The organism is Isoptericola sp. Y541 (assembly GCF_059445465.1).
In genome coordinates this window covers 133,423-150,003 of record NZ_JCAIUJ010000004.1, presented here as the reverse complement: position 1 = coordinate 150,003, position 16,581 = coordinate 133,423, and the positions used below count along the sequence as shown (strand labels likewise).

The window sequence follows — 16,581 nt, the reverse complement described above, 5'->3', positions numbered from 1 at the left end:
GAACGAGGAGGTGGCACGTGCTGACCGTGACCGATCCGAGCACCGGCGAGGTGGTGCGCGAGGTTCCCGCCGCGAGCCACGCTGAGGTGGACGCCGTCCTGACCGCCGCCGAGGAGGCCCGCGCCGCCTGGGTGGACCGGGGGATCGAGGGCAGGGCGGAGGTGCTGCACGCCGTCGCCGCGCACCTGCGCGCGCACGTCGACGACCTCGCCCCGCTGATGACGCTGGAGATGGGCAAGCCGATCAAGGAGGCGCTCGGCGAGGTCGAGAAGGCGGCCTGGTGCGCGGAGCACTACGCCGACCACGCCGCCGCGTACCTGGCCGACGAGATCATCGCGTCCGACGCCACCCGCAGCTACGTGCAGCACCTGCCGCTCGGCACGGTGCTCGGCATCCTGCCCTGGAACGCGCCGTTCTGGCTCGCCCTGCGCTTCGCCGCCCCCGCGCTGATGGCGGGCAACACCTGCGTGCTGAAGCACGACCCGCACGTGCCCGGGTGCGCGGCGGCGATCGCGGACGTCTTCGCGCGGGTGCTCGAGGAGGCGGGCGCACCCGAGGGCGTGTTCGGGAACCTGCCGCTGGAGACGTCCGCCGTGGCGGACGTGATCCGGGACCGGCGGGTGCAGGCGGTGTCGTTCACCGGGTCGTCGCGCGGGGGCGGCGCCGTCGCGGCCGTCGCGGCGGGGATGATCAAGCCCGCGGTGCTCGAGCTCGGGGGGTCCGACCCCTGCGTGGTCCTGGCCGACGCCGACCTCGACGCGGCCGCCGACACGATCGCGCTGTCGCGCATCATCAACGCCGGGCAGTCCTGCATCGCGGCCAAGCGCATCATCGTCGAGGCCCCCGTCTACGACGCCTTGGTGGAGCGGCTCCGGCAGCGGCTCGCGGTGCTCAAGACGGGCGACCCGAACGACCCGGCCACCGACGTCGGCCCGATCGCGCGGGCCGACCTGCGGGAGAACCTGCACCGGCAGGTCACGGAGACCGTGGGAGCCGGCGCCCGGCTGCTGCTCGGCGGCGAGATCCCGGACGGGCCGGGGTACTTCTACCCGCCCACGCTGCTCGCGGACGTCACCGACGAGATGACCGCGGCCTGCGAGGAGACCTTCGGCCCGGTGATGGCTGCGATGCGGGCGGCGGACGCCGACGAGGCCGTCGCGATGGCCAACGACACCGACTACGGCCTTGCCGCGAGCGTCTGGACGACGGCGGAGCGGGGCGAGCGGCTGGCCCGCCGGATCGAGGCGGGCCAGGTGTCGGTGAACGGCATCGTGAAGACAGACCCGCGCCTGCCCAGCGGCGGGGTCAAGCGCTCCGGCTACGGCCGGGAGCTCGGCCCGCACGGAATCAAGGAGTTCGTCAACGCCCAGCAGGTGTGGGTCGGCCCGCGCCGAGCCTGACGAGGCCACGTCGGGCGCGGGCCCCTCCAGGTTCGTGCCGGGCGGCTCAGGGCTTGGGGATGCTCGTGACGGTGGTGAGCAGGAAGACGGTGTCCTCGAGCGCGAGGACGGCGTGGCGCTCGTGGGTCAGCACGCGCAGCTGCCCGGCGCCCACCTCCTCGTTCCCGTCGAGGGCGGTCACGCGCAGGCGGCCGTGCAGCACGAGGATCGACGCGGCGGGCGGGGAGTTGTGCTCGCCGAGCTCGACCCTCTCGACCAGGGCGAGGACGGTCTGGCGCAGCGGCCCGTCGTGCACCACGATCTCCGCGCTGCGGCCGTTCTCGGCGGCGCGAGCGTGCTCGAGGTGGGTGGCGGTGAGTGCGTCCAGGTCGACCATCGGGGCTCCATCCGTCGTGCGGCGCGGGCCGCGTCGGTGCGACCGGCCGACCTCACCGTACCCAAGCGTCCGCGCGAACGGTGCCGTGGGTGCGCGGCCGGTTCGCGACCTTGCGAGCGTCAGGCGACGCCCTCGAGCATGCCCAGCCGCGCGAACGCCTGCGCGACGCCGCCCTCGGCGGGCCCGGGGACGACGAGGTCCGCGGCGTCGAGGAGGGCGCTTGGCGCGCCCTCGATCGCGACCGCGGTGCCCGCGTACTCGAGCATCTCGACGTCGTTGTACCCGTCGCCCACTCCCACGACGTCAGCCGGCGTGATCCCCAGGCGGTCGACGACGACGGCCATCCCGACCGCCTTGTGCACCCCGGCGAGGTGGATCTCGCCGGCGTTGTCGCCGGTGTCGGCGTACGAGGAGGGCAGGATGCCGACCTCCGGCCCGAGCTCCGCGCGCAGCGCCGCGATCGGCACGGGCGAGTCGAAGTAGCTGATCTTCGCGTAGCGGACGCCGGACAGGTCGCCCGGCATCCGCAGCACGTCGAGGATCTCGTGGGGGGCGGCGTCGCCGCGGCGCGCCAGCCGCGCGTCGAGGCCGACCGGCCCGTACACGGCGTCCGGCGTCTCGAGCAGGTACGCGACGTCGTGCGCGTCGAGCACGTGCCGCACCCGGGTGGCCAGGTCGTCGGGGAACCGGAGGTCGGACGCGACCTCGCCGCCGATGCGCACGAACGCGCCGGCCGTGGCCACGATGCCGTCGAACCCGGCCTCCAGCAGGGAGGCGGGCAGCATCGACTCCGGGCGGCCGGTGCACAGCAGCACCCGGTGCCCGGCCCGGCGCGCGGCGCGGACCGCCTCGGCGTGCGCGGGCGGGACCCTCCCGTGGTCGGCGTACGTGCCGTCCACGTCCAGGAACGCCACGCGCGCCCCGCTCTTCCAAGAACCTGACACGCAGACCTCCTGCAGCTCGACGGTGTCGCGGGCACCGACGAGCCTAACGGCGCCTGTCGGTGCGCCGTGTTTGGCTTCCGACCGTGACGACGAGGACGGAGCAGGACGCGATCTGGGCGATGGTCCGCGCCGAGCGTGCCGCCCTGGCCGACGACCTGGCCGCCCTGGACGACGACGCCTGGCGGACGCCGTCGCTCTGCGCGGGGTGGGACGTCGAGGACGTTGTCGCCCACCTGACCGCGGGGGCGAGCGTCGGGCGGTGGGCGTGGTTGCGCAGCATCGTGGGCGCCCGGTTCGACGCGGACCTGCACAACGCGCGCCGGATGGCGGAGCACCGCGGCGCCGACGCGGCGGGCACCCTGCGGCGCTTCCGCGCGGTCGTGGACAGCCGGGTCGCGCCCAGCGGGGACACGGCGGCCTGGCTCGGCGAGGTCGTCGTCCACGGTCAGGACGTCCGGACGCCGCTCGGGATCGCGACGACGCCCTCCGTCCCGGCCGCGACCCAGGTCGCGAGCTTCTTCGCGCGGCGGGACTTCACCGTCAGCAGCCGGAGCGCCGTCGCCGGCCTGCGGCTGGAGGCGATCGACGGGCCGTTCGCGCACGGCACGGGGCCGGTGGTCCGCGGCACCACCCTCGACCTGACGATGGCGATGGCCGGCAGGGCCGCTTTCTGCGACGAGCTGTGGGGCGAGGGCGTCGCCGTCCTGCGGGAGCGGATGCCCGCCGCGCGCTGACCGCGGGCGGACGCCCACCGCCGTCAGCGGCTGAGCGAGGTCTCCCCGCACAGGTGCACGGGCAGCACTACGTGGGCACGTACGTGGCCTGGGGCGTGAACAGCTCGGGCTGGTTCCAGGTTCCAGCGGCAGATCGTCGAGTCCATCAAGAACGCGGGGTTCAAGTGACGCCTCGGTGACTTCTGGGGGACTCCTTGAGATTCATCGGATCTCTGCTAGAAATGGTTCGGTCACATCGTGAGGCAAAGGGGCTTCCGCGTGAGCGCGACACCGACCCGTCCCGGGGACACCGACGCAGCCCTGCTGCGCGCCACCGGGGTCAGCAAGACCTTCCCGGGCGTGCGGGCGCTCGAGGACGTGCACCTTGAGCTGCGGCACGGGGAGGTGCTGGCGCTGGTGGGCGAGAACGGCGCCGGCAAGTCCACTCTCATGAAGATCCTGTCGGGCCTCGAGGCGCCGGACGCCGGCACCCTCGAGATCGAGGGGGAGCCGTACGCGCCGCGCGGGCCGCGGGCCGCGAACGAGCTGGGGATCAGCACGATCCACCAGGAGTTCCACCTCATGCCCGACCTGTCGGTGGCGCAGAACGTCTTCGCCGGCCGGGAGCCGCGCCGCGTCGGCTTCATCGACGACGGCGCCCTGGTGCGGCGGGCGGGCGGGCTGCTGACGCGGCTCGGCATCCCGCTCGACCCGCGCCGGCGCGTGTCCGGGCTGAGCTTGGCCGAGCAGCAGATGGTGGAGATCGCCAAGGCGCTCTCCTTCGACACGCGGGTGCTGATCATGGACGAGCCCACCGCGGCCCTCAACGACGCCGAGGTGCAGGCCCTGTTCCGCCTGGTGCGCGACTTCGTCTCGCCGCGTACCGGGGTCGTGTACATCTCGCACCGCATGGAGGAGATCAAGGAGATCTCCGACCGGATCACAGTGCTGCGCGACGGCCGGTACATCGACACGCTCGACACGCCCGCCACCAGCACGCGCGACGTCATCGCCCGCATGGTCGGCCGCGAGATCACGACCGACGTCCGCCCCGAGCCCGCCCCGCCGGACCGCCCCGTGGTGCTGCGTGTCGAGGGGCTGAGCACCAAGAAGCTGTTGCGCGACGTGTCCTTCGAGCTGCACGAGGGCGAGATCCTCGGGTTCGCGGGGCTCATGGGCGCCGGCCGCACCGAGGTCGCGCGGGCCGTCGTCGGCGCCGACCCCAGCACGGGCACGGTCGAGGTGCGCGGGCACCCGGTGACGATCCGCAACCCCGCCGACGCCGTCCGGCACGGCATCGGCTACCTGTCGGAGGACCGCAAGCGCTACGGGCTGCTGCTCGACCAGGACGTCGGGTGGAACGTCATGCTCTCCTCCCTGCGGCGCGAGACGCGCGCGGGCTTCGTGCGCGACGGGGCGGTGCGGCGCACCGCCGCGATGATGGTGGGCCGCCTCGGCATCAAGACGCCCTCGCTGCGGCAGCGGGCCAAGAACCTGTCGGGCGGCAACCAGCAGAAGATCGTGCTGGCCAAGTGGCTCGCCCGGGACTGCGACGTGCTCGTCGTGGACGAGCCCACCCGCGGCATCGACGTCGGCGCCAAGGAGGAGATCTACGCGCTGCTGCGGGGTCTCGCGGCGCAGGGCAAGTCCATCGTCATGATCTCCTCCGAGCTGCCGGAGGTGCTGCGCATGGCCGAGCGGATCGTGGTCATGTGCTCCGGCCGCGTCACCGGCGTGCTGGCCAACGCGGACGCCACCCCGCACCAGATCATGGAGCTCGCGACGCGGTTCGACGCCGACCACACCCTCGCTTCGACGGGAGACGCTCGATGACTTCCCCGACCGCCGCGCCCGACGCCGCCGTGCTGCCAGAAGGCCGCCGCAGCGGGATCGGCCCCCGCTACCGCCAGCAGGTCCAGCAGCTTCTCGCCTTCGGCGGGCTGGTGGTGATCTTCGCGTTCTTCTCGTTCGCGAGCCCGTACTTCCTCGCGTGGCCCAATATCAAGGGCATCCTGCTCGCCACCGCCGTCACCGGGATCATGGCCCTGGGCGCCACGTTCGTCATCGTGACCGGCGGCATCGATCTGTCGGTGGGCACCGGCATGACGCTGTGCGCCGTGATGACGGGCGTCTTCCTCACCCACCTGGGGCTGCCGCTCGCGGTCGGGGTGCTCGGCGGCATTGCGACCGGTGCGCTGCTGGGCCTGGTCAACGGGCTCAACGTGTCGTTCCTCAAGATCCCGCCGTTCATCGCGACCCTCGCGATGATGATGGTCGCGCAGGGCCTGTCGCTGATCATCTCGGGCACCAAGCCGATCTACTTCTCGGACGTGGCGGGTTTCTCCCAGATCGCGCTCGGCGAGCTGATCCCGGGCCTGCCCAACGCCGTGCTCATCTTCTTCGTCGCGGCCGTCGTGGCCGGGGTGCTGCTGAGCAAGTCGCTCATCGGGCGCTACGCCCTGTCGATCGGCTCGAACGAGGAGGCGACCGCGATCTCCGGCATCCCCGTGCGGCGCTGGAAGGTGGCGGTCTACACGCTCGCGGGCGTGTTCACCGGCCTCGCGGGCGTGGTCATGGCGTCCCGCCTCAACTCCGCGCAGCCCGGGCTGGGCCTCGGCTACGAGCTGGAGGCGATCGCCGCCGTGGTCATCGGCGGCACCTCCCTGCGGGGCGGGCGGGGCACCATCCTCGGCACCGTGATCGGCGCCCTCATCATGAGCACGCTCACCAACGGCCTGCGGATCATGTCGATCCCGCAGGAGTGGCAGAAGGTCGCGGTGGGCATCGTGATCCTGCTGGCCGTGTACACCGACATCCTGCGGCGGGGCAAGGACGCCTGACCGCTCGTCACGAAGGAGCGCCATCCTGATGTTCACCCGACCGAAGTTCCCGAAGTCGGCACGGAAGTCTGCACCGAAGTACGTCGCCGCCACGGCCGCCGCCGGCCTCCTGCTCGCGCTCGGGGCCTGCAGCTCCGACGACGGCGGCGGGGGAGGCGGCGAGGGCGGCGACAGGCCGTACGTTGCGCTGGTCTCCAAGGGCTTCCAGCACCAGTTCTGGCAGGCGGTCAAGAAGGGCGCCGACGACGCCGCGACCGAGCTCGACGTCGAGGTCACGTTCGAGGGCCCCGAGACGGAGACCGAGGTGGACAAGCAGCTGTCGATGCTGCAGACGGCGCTCGACAAGAGCCCGGACGCCCTGGGCTTCGCGGCCCTCGACTCCGAGGCCTCGATCCCGCTCATGACGGACGCGCAGACGCGGGGCATCCCGGTGGTCGCGTTCGACTCGGGCGTGGACTCCGACGTGCCGCTCACGACCGTCTCGACCGACAACGTCGCCGCCGCGGCGGAGGCCGCCACGCACATGGTGGAGCTCACCGGCGGGGAGGGGAAGATCGCCGTGCTGGGGCACGACCAGACCTCGCAGACCGGCCAGCAGCGGGTCAGTGGGTTCGTGGACTACATCGAGTCCGAGGCGCCCGGCATCGAGATCGTGGACGTCCAGTACGCCGGCGGCGACCAGCTCAAGTCGGCCGACGCCGCGAAGTCGATCCTGCAGGCCAACCCCGACCTGGTGGGCATCTACGGCACCAACGAGGGCGCGGCCACCGGCGTCGTGAAGGCGGTGCAGGAGCTCGGCAAGGCGGGCGACCTCACGGTGATCGGCTTCGACTCCGGCAAGGCGCAGCTCGACGCCATCAAGGACGGCACGATGGCGGGCGCCATCACCCAGAACCCCGTCGGGATCGGCTACCAGACCGTGAAGGCCGCGGTCGCGGCGATCGACGGCGAGGAGGTCGAGCCCGTGATCGACTCGGGCTTCTTCTGGTACGACAAGGACACCATGGACGACCCGGAGATCGCCGAGGTCCTCTACGAGTGATCGGACGAGTGGTCGGACGAGCGCTAGGTGACGGCGCCGAGCTGCCACGGGATGAACTCGTCGGCCCCGAGGTCGAGCTCCTCCGAGACGGTCTGCTCGCCGGAGGCGACGGCGAGGATCTTCTCGAAGAGCTCGTCGCCGACCGCCTCGACGGACAGGCCGGTCTCCACGATCCGGCCGGCGTCGAGGTCCATGTCCTCGCGCATGCGGCGGTAGGTGTCGGAGTTGGTCGCGACCTTGATCGACGGCGACGGCTTGCAGCCCAGCACCGAGCCCCGGCCGGTCGTGAAGACGACGACGTTGGCGCCGCCCGCGACGATGCCGGTCACGGAGACCGGGTCGTAGCCGGGCGTGTCCATGAAGGTCATGCCGCGCTCGGTGACGGGCTCGGCGTACTCGTGCACGGCGACGAGGTCGGCGGTGCCCGCCTTGGCGACGGCGCCGAGCGACTTCTCGAGGATGGTCGTGAGGCCGCCGGCCTTGTTGCCGGGCGACGGGTTGTTGTCGAGCGTGCCGCCGCCGGCCGCCGCGTAGCCCTGCCACCAGTCGAGCCGGTCGAGGAGGCGCTGGCCCACCTCGCGCGAGACGGCGCGGCGCAGCAGCAGGTGCTCGGCGCCGAACACCTCCGGTGTCTCGGCGAGGATCGACGTGCCACCCTGCGCCACGAGCAGGTCGGACGCGTGACCCAGCGCCGGGTTGGCGGTGATGCCCGAGAACCCGTCGGAGCCGCCGCAGTTGAGCCCCAGCACGAGCTCGGAGGCGGGCGCCTCTTCGCGGCGCAGCGCGTCGATGCCGGGGAGCATCTCCGTGATCGCGGCGGCGCCGGCGCGCACGGTTGCGCGGATGCCGCCCGTGTCCTGGATGGTGAGGGTGCGTACCGGCAGTTCGTCGCGCAGCGTCAGCCCGTCGAGCACGGAGGCCGCGGGCAGCATCTCGCAGCCGAGGCCGACCACGAGCAGGCCCGCCATGTTGGCGTGCGACGCGTACCCGCGCAGCGTGCGGAGCGTGACCTGCGCGCCTTCGGACGTGGGCACGAGCCCGCAGCCGGTGTCGTGCGTGAGCGCGACGACGCCGTCCACGTGGGGGTACGCGTCGAGCACCGGACCGCGGAACTGGTCCGCGATCATCCGCGCCGTGGACGCCGAGCAGTTCACCGAGGTGAGGATCCCGACGTAGTTGCGGGTGCCCCAGCGCCCGTCCGACCGGCGGTAGCCCTGGAACGTGCGGCGCCTGGCCGGCGCCGGGAGCGTGGTGCGGGCCGTGCCGAACTCGTACTCGCGGGCGGTGTCGTCCATCCCGAGGTTGTGCGCGTGCACGTGCTCTCCCGGGGTGATGTCGCGCTTGGCCCGCCCGATCGACTGCCCGTACTTGCGCACCTCGAGGCCTTCCGCCACCGGCCGGACGGCGAGCTTGTGGCCCCGCGGCAGGGTGGAGGCCGTCGTGACCTCGGCGCCGTCCGCGAGCCGCACGGTGGTCCCGGCGGGCACCTGGCGCGTCGCCACCGCGACGTCGTCGGCGGGGCGCAGCAGCAGCGCGACGTCGGCGAGGTCGACGACGCCGTCCGGCGGGGTCTCGACGGACGGTCCGCCGGTGGCGGCCAGCGGCAACAGCGGGTGGTGCGGGGCGGTGCTCATCGGATCACGACCTCGGGATCGGTGCGTTCGGGCAGGGCAGGGGGGCTCAGGGGTGCGGGGGCCGTCGACGCGCGGACCACGAGCTCGACAGGGAGCCGGCGGTGCACGGCGCCCGTGCCGGCGTCCGGCACGGGTGCGGCGAGCAGGTCGACGGCCTCGCGCCCGGCGCGGGCGAGGGGGACCGCGACGGTGGTGAGCGCCGGGGTCACCAGCGACGCCGCGGCGACGTCGTCGAAGCCGACGACCGAGACGTCCTGCGGGATGGCCACGCCGCGGGCGTGCAGGCGGGCGAGGACGCCGAGGGCGACGAGGTCGTTGAAGCACAGCACCGCGGTGGCCCCGGCGGCCAGCGCGAGGTCGGCGGCCTGGACGCCGCCGCCGTGGGTGGGGCGGAAGCTGCCGAGGTCGAGCACGTCGCCGGAGCCGTCGGCATGGTCCCCGCCAATGTCGGCGAGGGCGGCGAGGGCGCCGCGGCGCTCGCCGTCCGACCAGGACGTGCGCGGACCGCCCGCGTAGGCGACGGTGCGGTGGCCGAGGGCGCGCAGGTGGCCCACGGCCTGCCGCACGCCGTCGGGGATGTCGAAGGAGACCGACGCCGCGCCGGGCGTCTCGCGGTTGACCAGTGCGACCCGGCCGCCGGCGACCCGGTCGCAGAGGAGCTCGCCGAGCGCGGCGGCCGGCATCCGCGGCGAGCAGAGCACGAGGCCGTCCACGCGGTCGCCGAGCCGGGTGACGACGTCGCGCTCGACGGCGACGTCCTCGTCCGTGTCGGCGACGAGCACCTCGCGGCCGGTCTCGCGGGCGCGGGCCTGCACGCCCTTGGCGACGGCGGCGAAGAACGGGTTGGCCAGGTCCGGCACCACGAGGCCCACCGTGCCCGTGCTCCCCGTGGTCAGGGCGCGTGCCGCGGGGTGCGGGCGGTAGTCGAGCGCCTCGGCCGCGCGCGCCACCTGCTCCCGGTTGGCGGGCGAGACGTGCGGCGCGTCGCTGAGGGCGCGCGACGCGGTGGCGAGCGACACACCCGCCTCGCGCGCGACGTCGCGGAGCGTGACCACGAGGCCTCCTGAGGAATCTGGGGGCTGGAACCGGTTCCAGCGCGTTCCAACCTAGCGGTTCACCGGGCGGGTCGGAAGCCTCGTGACGACGCGACGACGGCAGGTGCCGGGCGCGCCCGCCGGGCATAGTGTCGTCGCGTCGCGGCGCGAGCACAGTCGTGGCGGCGGACGACAGGCGGCGGAGGACGGGCGGTGGAGGAGCGGATCGTGACAGGTGAGGGCGTCCGGGACGACGCGGTCCTCGTGGGCGAGCGGCACCGGTTGGTCGGGCTGGCGTACCGGATGCTCGGGACGATGGCCGAGGCCGAGGATGCGGCCCAGGAGGCGTTCGTCCGCTGGTACCGGCTCGACGGGACGGAGCGGTCGGCGATCGCGAACCCGGCGGGTTGGTTGACCCGGGTCACGAGCCGGGTGTGCCTGGACGTGCTGGGAAGCGCGCGGGCACGCCGCGAACGATACGTGGGGCCGTGGCTCCCGGAGCCGGTGCCCGGCGACCTGTGGGCGCCGGACGACGCGGCGGACCCGGCGGAGCGGGCCGTCCTGGACGAGTCGGTGAGCACCGCGCTCCTGGTGGTGCTGGAGGCGATGACGCCGGCCGAGCGCGTCGCGTTCGTGCTGCACGACGTCTTCGGGTACTCGTTCGCCGACGTGGCCGACGTGCTGGGGCGCACGCCGGCGGCGGCCCGACAGCTGGCCAGCTCGGCGCGGGCCCATGTGCGGGCCGGCCGGGCGGGCGGCGTCGACGCGGGGGAGCACGACCGCGTGGTCGCGGCGTTCGCGCGCGCGGCCCGTGGCGGCGACCTGACCGCCCTGACGGCGTTGCTCGACCCGTCGGTCGAACTGCGATCCGACGGCGGCGGCGTCGTGCGCGCGGCCCTCAACCCGGTCCACGGGCCGTCGAAGGTGTCGCGGTTCCTGCTCGGGGTGCTGGCCAGGCAGGCCGACGCGCACCTGGAGCCGCGGACCACGCCGGACGGGGCGGCGCTGGCGTTCGTGCGCGACGGGCGCGTCACGGGCGTGGTGAACGTCGCCGTCGTCGCGGGACGGGTCGCCTCGGTGTGGGTCCAGTGGAACCCGGGCAAGCTGTCCCGCTGGAACCCGCCTCCCCGGCCGGCCTGACATCGCGCCCGGCTGTGTCGTCAGGCTCTCGTCAGGCTCATGAGGGCCGATCGACCGGAGGAGAACCATGCAGGCCATCGTCGTCGACGACCAGGAAGCCGGTGTGGCCGGCATGGCGCTCGCCGAGCGCCCGACGCCCCACGCGACGGAGAACGACGTGATCGTCCGGGTGCACGCGTCCGGGTTCACGCCCGGCGAGCTCGAGTGGCCCGGGACCTGGACCGACCGGGCGGGGCGGGACCGCACCCCGAGCATCCCCGGGCACGAGCTGTCCGGCGTGGTCGCCGGGCTCGGCTACGGGACCACCGGCCTCACGGTGGGCCAGCGCGTGTTCGGCCTGGCCGACTGGACCCGTGACGGCACCCTCGCCGAGCTCGTCGCGGTCGAGGCGCGCAACCTGGCCCCGCTGCCGGTGGACGTCGACCACACCGTGGCGGCGAGCCTGCCGGTCTCCGGCCTCACCGCCTGGCAGGGCCTGTTCGTGCACGGGCGCCTGCAAGCGGGCCAGAGCGTGCTGGTACACGGGGCCGCCGGGGGCGTGGGCTCGGTCGTGACGCAGCTCGCCTGCGACGTCGGCGCGCACGTCATCGGCACGGGGCGCGCCCGCGACCGGGACCTCGCGCTCGACCTCGGCGCCCACGACTACCTGGACCTGGAGCACGAGGACCTCGCGGACGTCGGGGAGGTCGACCTCGTCTTCGACGTCATCGGCGGGGACGTCGGGGTCCGCTCCGTCCCGCTGGTGCGCATGGGCGGCACCCTGGTGACCATCACCGGGCCGCCGGAGGCACGACCCGCCGACGGGCGCGCCGTCTTCTTCGTCGTCGAGCCCGACCGGGCGCAGCTTGCCGGGCTCGTCGGCCGCGTGCGGGAGGGGCGCCTCCGGACGGTGGTCGGTGCGGTCGTCCCGCTGCAGGAGGCGCCGGCGGCGTTCGCCGCCCCGCGTCGGGTCCCCGGGAAGACGATCGTGCGGATCGGCGGCTGAGCCGTACTGCCGGGCACCCGACCGGGGTCGGGCCGCGCGGGTCCCGCCGTCAGGCGGGCTCGCCGACGAGCCACCGGAACCATGCGTCGGGCACGTCCTCGTCCAGGCGGCGCACCTCGTCGCCGGCGAGGACGCCGGTGGTGACGAGCCCGGTCGCGACGATCCGCGCGACGGCGCCCGCCCCGGGCGGGTTGAAGTGGGTGTTGTCCCGGCGCCCGTCGTCGGCGTGGAAGAAGTGGTGCAGGGTGCGCTCCGGTCCGAGCTCCTGCCACAGCGCGAGCGAGTCGCGCTGCACGTCCACCAGGGGCACGTCCTCGCGCGCGGCGAGCGCACGCATCGCGGCGGGGTACTCGCCATGGGCGGGCACGGCCCGGCCGGCGTCGTCGAACCCGCGGCGTTCCACCGACGTCGCTAGCACCGGGCGCGCCCCGGCGGCGCGCGCGGCCTCGAGGTAGCGCGCCAGGTGCTCGGTGTAGGAGGTCCACGGCTCGGTGTATCGCTCGGGGTCCGCCGCCTTCGCGTCGTTGTGGCCGAACTGCACGAGGAGCACGTCGTCCGGCCTCAGGTCGCGGGCCAGGGCGTCGAGCCTGCCCTGCACGACGAAGCTCTTGGCGCTGCGCCCGTTGCGGGCGCGGTTCGCCACGGCGACCGAGTCGACGAGGTACCAGGGCAGGGCCATGCCCCAGCCCGTCTCGGGCGCGGCGGCCCGCCCCTTGGGCGCGGCGGTGAGTCGCCGGCGATGTGGACGGTGCACGTGCTACCGGGCATGTCTCGGGTCCTCGATCCGTCGGCCACGCCGCAACCCGAGCGGGAAGCGCTTGCCGGTCACCCTGGCCCGGGGACGACACGGCCCGGCCACGCGCATTCGCGCACGTCCAGGGCGTACCGTCAGCGTGGAGCCGCCTGGTCCTGTGCCCCGTCGCGCGCCTGTCTCTCGCGTGCCTGTCTCTGAGGAGTCGAAGATGCCCCGTCCACCGTTCCCGGCCCCCGTGCTCGACCTGCTGCGCCGCCCCCAGCCCGCCGTGATCGGCGTCGTCCGTCCGGACGGCAGCCCGGTGACGGCGGCCACCTGGTACCTGCTCGAGGAGGACGGCGAGGGCGGCGGACAGGTGCTGGTCAACCTCGATGCCACGCGCAAGCGGGTGGAGCACCTGCGAGCAAACCCGCACGTGAGCCTCACCGTGCTGGACGACGACTGGTACACGCACGTGACGCTGCTCGGTCGCGTCACCGCCTGGCGCGACGACGTCGACCTCGCGGACACCGACCGCATCGCGCGCCACTACACCGGCAACCCGTACGCGGCGCGCGAGATGGCCCGCGTCACGGCGGTGGTCGACGTCGACCGTTGGACGGCGTGGGGCGCGCTGCGTGGCGCGGGTGGTGGCGCGGCCGACACCCCGTCCGACACCGCGCGCTGAGGGAGGGCGCCATGCGTCTCGGCGTCCCCCGCGCGGCGGGCGCGGACCCGCGACTCGTCGCCGTCACCCCCGACGCCGCGCGCCGGCTCGTGGACCTCGGCCACGACGTCGTCGTGGAGCCCGGCGTCGGCGACGGCGCCCGTCTGCCCGCCCACGAGTACGTGGCGGCGGGGGCCCGCGTGGCCGACCGCGCCGACGTGTGGGCGGCCGACGTCGTCGTGACGCTGCAGGCGCCCGACGCCGCCGAGCTCGACCTGCTGCGCCCCGGCGCGACGCTGGTCTCGCAGCTCGCCCCCGCGACGAGCCCGGAACTGCTCGGCGCGCTCGCCGCCCGGGGCGTCACCGCCCTCGCGCTCGACGCGGTGCCGAGGATCTCCCGCGCGCAGGCGCTGGACGTGCTCTCGGCGCTGTCGAACGTGGCGGGCTACCGCGCCGTGATCGAGGCCGCGGAGGAGTTCGGCGGCATGTTCGCCGGCCAGGTGACGGCGGCGGGCACCACGCCGCCCGCGCGGGTCTTCGTCATCGGCGCGGGCGTCGCCGGCCTCGCGGCGATCGGCACGGCCGTCAGCCTCGGCGCCGAGGTCTACGCCTTCGACGTGCGGCCCGAGGCGGCCGAGCAGATCGAATCGCTGGGGGCGCGCGTCGTGCGCGCGGCCGACGCGACGCAGCAGGTCAGTGCCGACGGCTACGCCAGCGCCCAGAGTGCGGACCAGGAGGCGGCGGCGCTGCGCGCGTACGCCGAGCAGACCGCGGCGGCCGACGTCGTCGTCACGACCGCCCTCGTGCGCGGCACCGCGCCCACCACGATCACCTGGGCCATGCTCAACGCGATGCGGCCCGGCTCGGTCGTGGTCGACCTCGCGGCCTCCGGCGGGGGCAACTGCGAGGGCACGGAGCCCGGCCGGCGGGTGGTGACCGACCGCGGCGTCGTGGTGCTCGGGTACACGGACCTGCCCGCCCGCCTGCCGCAGCACAGCTCGCGGCTGCTCGGCACGGTGGTCGTCAACCTCCTCACTCTGCTCACGCCCGGCGCGGACGGCCGGGTCGAGGTGGACCTCGACGACCCGGTGGTGCGCGGCATGACCGTGGCCACGGGCGGGCAGGTGCTGTGGCCCCCGCCGCCCGTGCAGGTCTCGGCGGCGCCCGCCCCCGAACCACCGGAGGCCGAGCCGGCCCCGGCTGCCCCCGCGGGGCTGCGCCACCGCCGCCGGACCGTGCTCGCCGCCCTGGCCGCGGTGCTCGTGGGGCTGGTGGTCGCAGCGTCGCCGCCCGACGCCGTCGGGCACTACACGGTGTTCGCGCTCGCGGTCGTCGTCGGCTTCTACGTCATCTCGAACGTGACGCACGCGCTGCACACGCCGCTCATGGCCCAGACCAACGCGATCAGCGGCATCATCATGGTCGGCGCGCTGCTGCAGATCGGCGACTCCTCGCCGGTCGTCACGACGCTCGCCGTCGTCGCCGCGGCGCTGGCGAGCGTCAACGTCTTCGGCGGGTTCCTCGTCACGCGGCGGATGCTCGGCATGTTCCGTCGCGAGGACGCGGATCCCGGTGCGGCACCGGCGGCCGACGTGCGGGGCGGGGGTGCGTCATGACGGTGACGGCGATCGCCCAGGCCGTCTACCTCGTCGCCGGCGTGCTGTTCATCCTGTCCCTCGCGGGGCTGTCCGCCCAGGAGTCGGCGCGCCGCGGCACCGTGCTCGGCATGCTCGGCATGGGTCTGGCGCTCGCCGCCACGGTCGCGCTGGCGCTCGAGCGCTCGGAGCGCCCGTGGCAGGTGACCGCCGGGCTGATCCTGCTGGTGTTCGTGGTCGGCGCGGCCGTGGGGTCGTGGCGGGCGCGGCGCGTCGAGATGACGCAGATGCCCGAGCTCATCGCGCTGCTGCACTCGTTCGTGGGGCTGGCGGCCGTGCTGGTCGGGTTCGGGTCGTTCCTCGCTGAGCCGGCGGTGGGTGCCGCGGGCGCCGGCGTGGACACCGTGCACCGCGTCGAGGTGTTCCTCGGGGTGCTGATCGGTGCGGTGACCTTCACCGGCTCCGTGGTCGCCTTCGGCAAGCTGTCCGGGCGGCTGCCGTCGGCGCCGCTGACGCTGCCCGCGCGCCACCTGCTCAACCTGGTGGCGCTCGTCGCGTGCGGCGGCCTGCTCGCCTGGTTCCTCTCGGCCGGGCCGGGGGTGGGGGCCGCCCTCGTGCCGCTGCTGCTCATGACGCTGGTCGCGCTCGCGCTGGGCTGGCACCTGGTCGCGGCGATCGGCGGGGGCGACATGCCGGTCGTCGTCTCGATGCTCAACTCGTACTCCGGCTGGGCGGCGGCCGCCGCCGGGTTCACGCTCGGCAACGACTTGCTCATCGTCACCGGCGCCCTCGTGGGTGCGTCCGGCGCCATCCTCAGCTACCTCATGTGCCGGGCGATGAACCGGTCGTTCTGGTCGGTGGTGCTCGGCGGCTTCGGCACGGGTGCCGGTACCGGCACAGGCTCCGGCACCGCTCCGGGCGCCGACGCCGGGGGCGAGGTGCGCGAGACGACGCCGGACGCGGTGGCCGGCCTGCTCACGGCCGCCCGGTCGGTCGTCGTCGTACCCGGCTACGGGATGGCGGTGGCGAAAGCGCAGCACCCGGTCGCGGACCTGGCCCAACGGCTGCAGGCGCGCGGGGTGACGGTGCGGTTCGGCGTGCACCCCGTGGCGGGGCGGCTGCCGGGCCACATGAACGTGCTGCTCGCGGAGGCGCGGGTGCCGTACGACGTGGTGCTCGGCATGGACGAGATCAACCCGGACCTGCCGGGCACCGACGTGGTGCTCGTCGTCGGCGCGAACGACACGGTGAACCCGGCCGCCCAGGACGCGCCGTCGTCGCCCATCGCGGGGATGCCGGTCATCGAAGCGTGGAAGGCGCGCGACGTGGTGGTCTTCAAGCGCTCGCTCGCCACCGGCTACGCGGGCGTGCAGAACCCGCTGTTCTTCCGGGAGAACACCCAGATGCTCTTCGGGGACGCCAAGGAACAGGTGGAGAAGATCATCCAGTCGCTGTGACCGTCAGACCCGTGAGCTCGC

General features: G+C 74.2%; 15 protein-coding genes. 10 read left to right on the top strand and 5 right to left on the bottom strand.

Translation table 11 applies throughout. From position 1 onward, the window contains the following. Positions 1-17 precede the first annotated feature (17 nt). Complete coding sequence (locus tag AC1C2V_RS10905) at positions 18-1,400, top strand: NAD-dependent succinate-semialdehyde dehydrogenase (RefSeq protein ID WP_495389635.1); 1,383 nt, start codon at positions 18-20, stop codon at positions 1,398-1,400. Positions 1,401-1,446: 46 nt separating this feature from the next. Here the strand turns inward: AC1C2V_RS10905 and AC1C2V_RS10900 are convergent, their stop codons facing one another. Continuing rightward, positions 1,447-1,776, bottom strand: a complete 330-nt coding sequence (locus tag AC1C2V_RS10900) for a cupin domain-containing protein (protein ID WP_495389634.1) — start codon at positions 1,774-1,776, stop codon at positions 1,447-1,449. Positions 1,777-1,895: 119 nt separating this feature from the next. Next, positions 1,896-2,720, bottom strand: coding sequence for an HAD hydrolase family protein (locus tag AC1C2V_RS10895; protein ID WP_495389633.1), 825 nt, complete (start codon positions 2,718-2,720; stop codon positions 1,896-1,898). An 83-nt stretch (positions 2,721-2,803) separates the two neighbouring features. Here AC1C2V_RS10895 and AC1C2V_RS10890 point away from each other — a divergent pair, with 83 nt between their 5' ends. The 4 genes from AC1C2V_RS10890 to AC1C2V_RS10875 all read left to right on the top strand — a co-directional run bounded on the left by AC1C2V_RS10890 (position 2,804) and on the right by AC1C2V_RS10875 (position 7,315). After that, complete coding sequence (locus AC1C2V_RS10890; RefSeq protein WP_495389632.1) at positions 2,804-3,454, top strand: maleylpyruvate isomerase family mycothiol-dependent enzyme; 651 nt, start codon at positions 2,804-2,806, stop codon at positions 3,452-3,454. A 258-nt stretch (positions 3,455-3,712) separates the two neighbouring features. Further along, complete coding sequence (locus tag AC1C2V_RS10885; protein WP_495389631.1) at positions 3,713-5,266, top strand: sugar ABC transporter ATP-binding protein; 1,554 nt, start codon at positions 3,713-3,715, stop codon at positions 5,264-5,266. Next, positions 5,263-6,273, top strand: a complete 1,011-nt coding sequence (locus tag AC1C2V_RS10880; RefSeq protein ID WP_495389630.1) for an ABC transporter permease — start codon at positions 5,263-5,265, stop codon at positions 6,271-6,273. Before AC1C2V_RS10885 ends, AC1C2V_RS10880 begins: the two co-directional genes overlap by 4 nt. A 28-nt stretch (positions 6,274-6,301) precedes the next feature. Continuing rightward, a complete protein-coding gene (locus tag AC1C2V_RS10875) occupies positions 6,302-7,315 on the top strand; it encodes an ABC transporter substrate-binding protein (RefSeq protein WP_495389629.1) in 1,014 nt (337 codons plus the stop codon). Positions 7,316-7,338: 23 nt separating this feature from the next. Here AC1C2V_RS10875 and AC1C2V_RS10870 read toward each other — a convergent pair whose 3' ends face one another. Next, positions 7,339-8,949, bottom strand: a complete 1,611-nt coding sequence (locus tag AC1C2V_RS10870) for a UxaA family hydrolase (RefSeq protein ID WP_495389628.1) — start codon at positions 8,947-8,949, stop codon at positions 7,339-7,341. Further along, complete coding sequence (locus tag AC1C2V_RS10865; protein WP_495389627.1) at positions 8,946-10,004, bottom strand: LacI family DNA-binding transcriptional regulator; 1,059 nt, start codon at positions 10,002-10,004, stop codon at positions 8,946-8,948. The genes AC1C2V_RS10870 and AC1C2V_RS10865 overlap by 4 nt, the downstream gene beginning before the upstream one ends. Before the next feature lie 207 nt (positions 10,005-10,211). Here AC1C2V_RS10865 and sigJ point away from each other — a divergent pair, with 207 nt between their 5' ends. Both sigJ and AC1C2V_RS10855 read left to right on the top strand, forming a co-directional pair. Continuing rightward, positions 10,212-11,123, top strand: a complete 912-nt coding sequence (sigJ, locus tag AC1C2V_RS10860; protein WP_495389626.1) for an RNA polymerase sigma factor SigJ — start codon at positions 10,212-10,214, stop codon at positions 11,121-11,123. A gap of 67 nt (positions 11,124-11,190) precedes the next feature. Beyond that, positions 11,191-12,108, top strand: a complete 918-nt coding sequence (locus tag AC1C2V_RS10855; RefSeq protein ID WP_495389625.1) for an NADP-dependent oxidoreductase — start codon at positions 11,191-11,193, stop codon at positions 12,106-12,108. A gap of 49 nt (positions 12,109-12,157) precedes the next feature. On the opposite strand, the gene AC1C2V_RS10850 is transcribed toward AC1C2V_RS10855, so the two are convergent. Then, positions 12,158-12,787, bottom strand: a complete 630-nt coding sequence (locus tag AC1C2V_RS10850; RefSeq protein WP_495389624.1) for a rhamnogalacturonan acetylesterase — start codon at positions 12,785-12,787, stop codon at positions 12,158-12,160. Positions 12,788-13,070: 283 nt separating this feature from the next. Here AC1C2V_RS10850 and AC1C2V_RS10845 point away from each other — a divergent pair, with 283 nt between their 5' ends. The 3 genes from AC1C2V_RS10845 to pntB are packed head-to-tail and all read left to right on the top strand — an operon-like array spanning position 13,071 to position 16,560. Then, a complete protein-coding gene (locus AC1C2V_RS10845; RefSeq protein WP_495389623.1) occupies positions 13,071-13,529 on the top strand; it encodes a pyridoxamine 5'-phosphate oxidase family protein in 459 nt (152 codons plus the stop codon). An 11-nt stretch (positions 13,530-13,540) separates the two neighbouring features. After that, entirely contained in the window at positions 13,541-15,124 is a 1,584-nt protein-coding gene (locus AC1C2V_RS10840; protein WP_495389622.1) for a Re/Si-specific NAD(P)(+) transhydrogenase subunit alpha, read from the top strand. Continuing rightward, positions 15,121-16,560, top strand: a complete 1,440-nt coding sequence (gene pntB / locus AC1C2V_RS10835; protein WP_495389621.1) for a Re/Si-specific NAD(P)(+) transhydrogenase subunit beta — start codon at positions 15,121-15,123, stop codon at positions 16,558-16,560. Before AC1C2V_RS10840 ends, pntB begins: the two co-directional genes overlap by 4 nt. The last annotated feature ends 21 nt before the right edge of the window (positions 16,561-16,581 follow it).

Coding starts and splice junctions, on each gene's coding strand:
- AC1C2V_RS10855 (WP_495389625.1), top strand. CDS start 11,191: ATGCAGGCCATCGTCGTCGACGACCAGGAAGCCGGTGTGGCCGGCATG.
- pntB (WP_495389621.1), top strand. CDS start 15,121: ATGACGGTGACGGCGATCGCCCAGGCCGTCTACCTCGTCGCCGGCGTG.
- AC1C2V_RS10840 (WP_495389622.1), top strand. CDS start 13,541: ATGCGTCTCGGCGTCCCCCGCGCGGCGGGCGCGGACCCGCGACTCGTC.
- AC1C2V_RS10880 (WP_495389630.1), top strand. CDS start 5,263: ATGACTTCCCCGACCGCCGCGCCCGACGCCGCCGTGCTGCCAGAAGGC.
- AC1C2V_RS10845 (WP_495389623.1), top strand. CDS start 13,071: ATGCCCCGTCCACCGTTCCCGGCCCCCGTGCTCGACCTGCTGCGCCGC.
- AC1C2V_RS10900 (WP_495389634.1), bottom strand. CDS start 1,776: ATGGTCGACCTGGACGCACTCACCGCCACCCACCTCGAGCACGCTCGC.
- AC1C2V_RS10875 (WP_495389629.1), top strand. CDS start 6,302: ATGTTCACCCGACCGAAGTTCCCGAAGTCGGCACGGAAGTCTGCACCG.
- AC1C2V_RS10870 (WP_495389628.1), bottom strand. CDS start 8,949: ATGAGCACCGCCCCGCACCACCCGCTGTTGCCGCTGGCCGCCACCGGC.
- AC1C2V_RS10850 (WP_495389624.1), bottom strand. CDS start 12,787: ATGGCCCTGCCCTGGTACCTCGTCGACTCGGTCGCCGTGGCGAACCGC.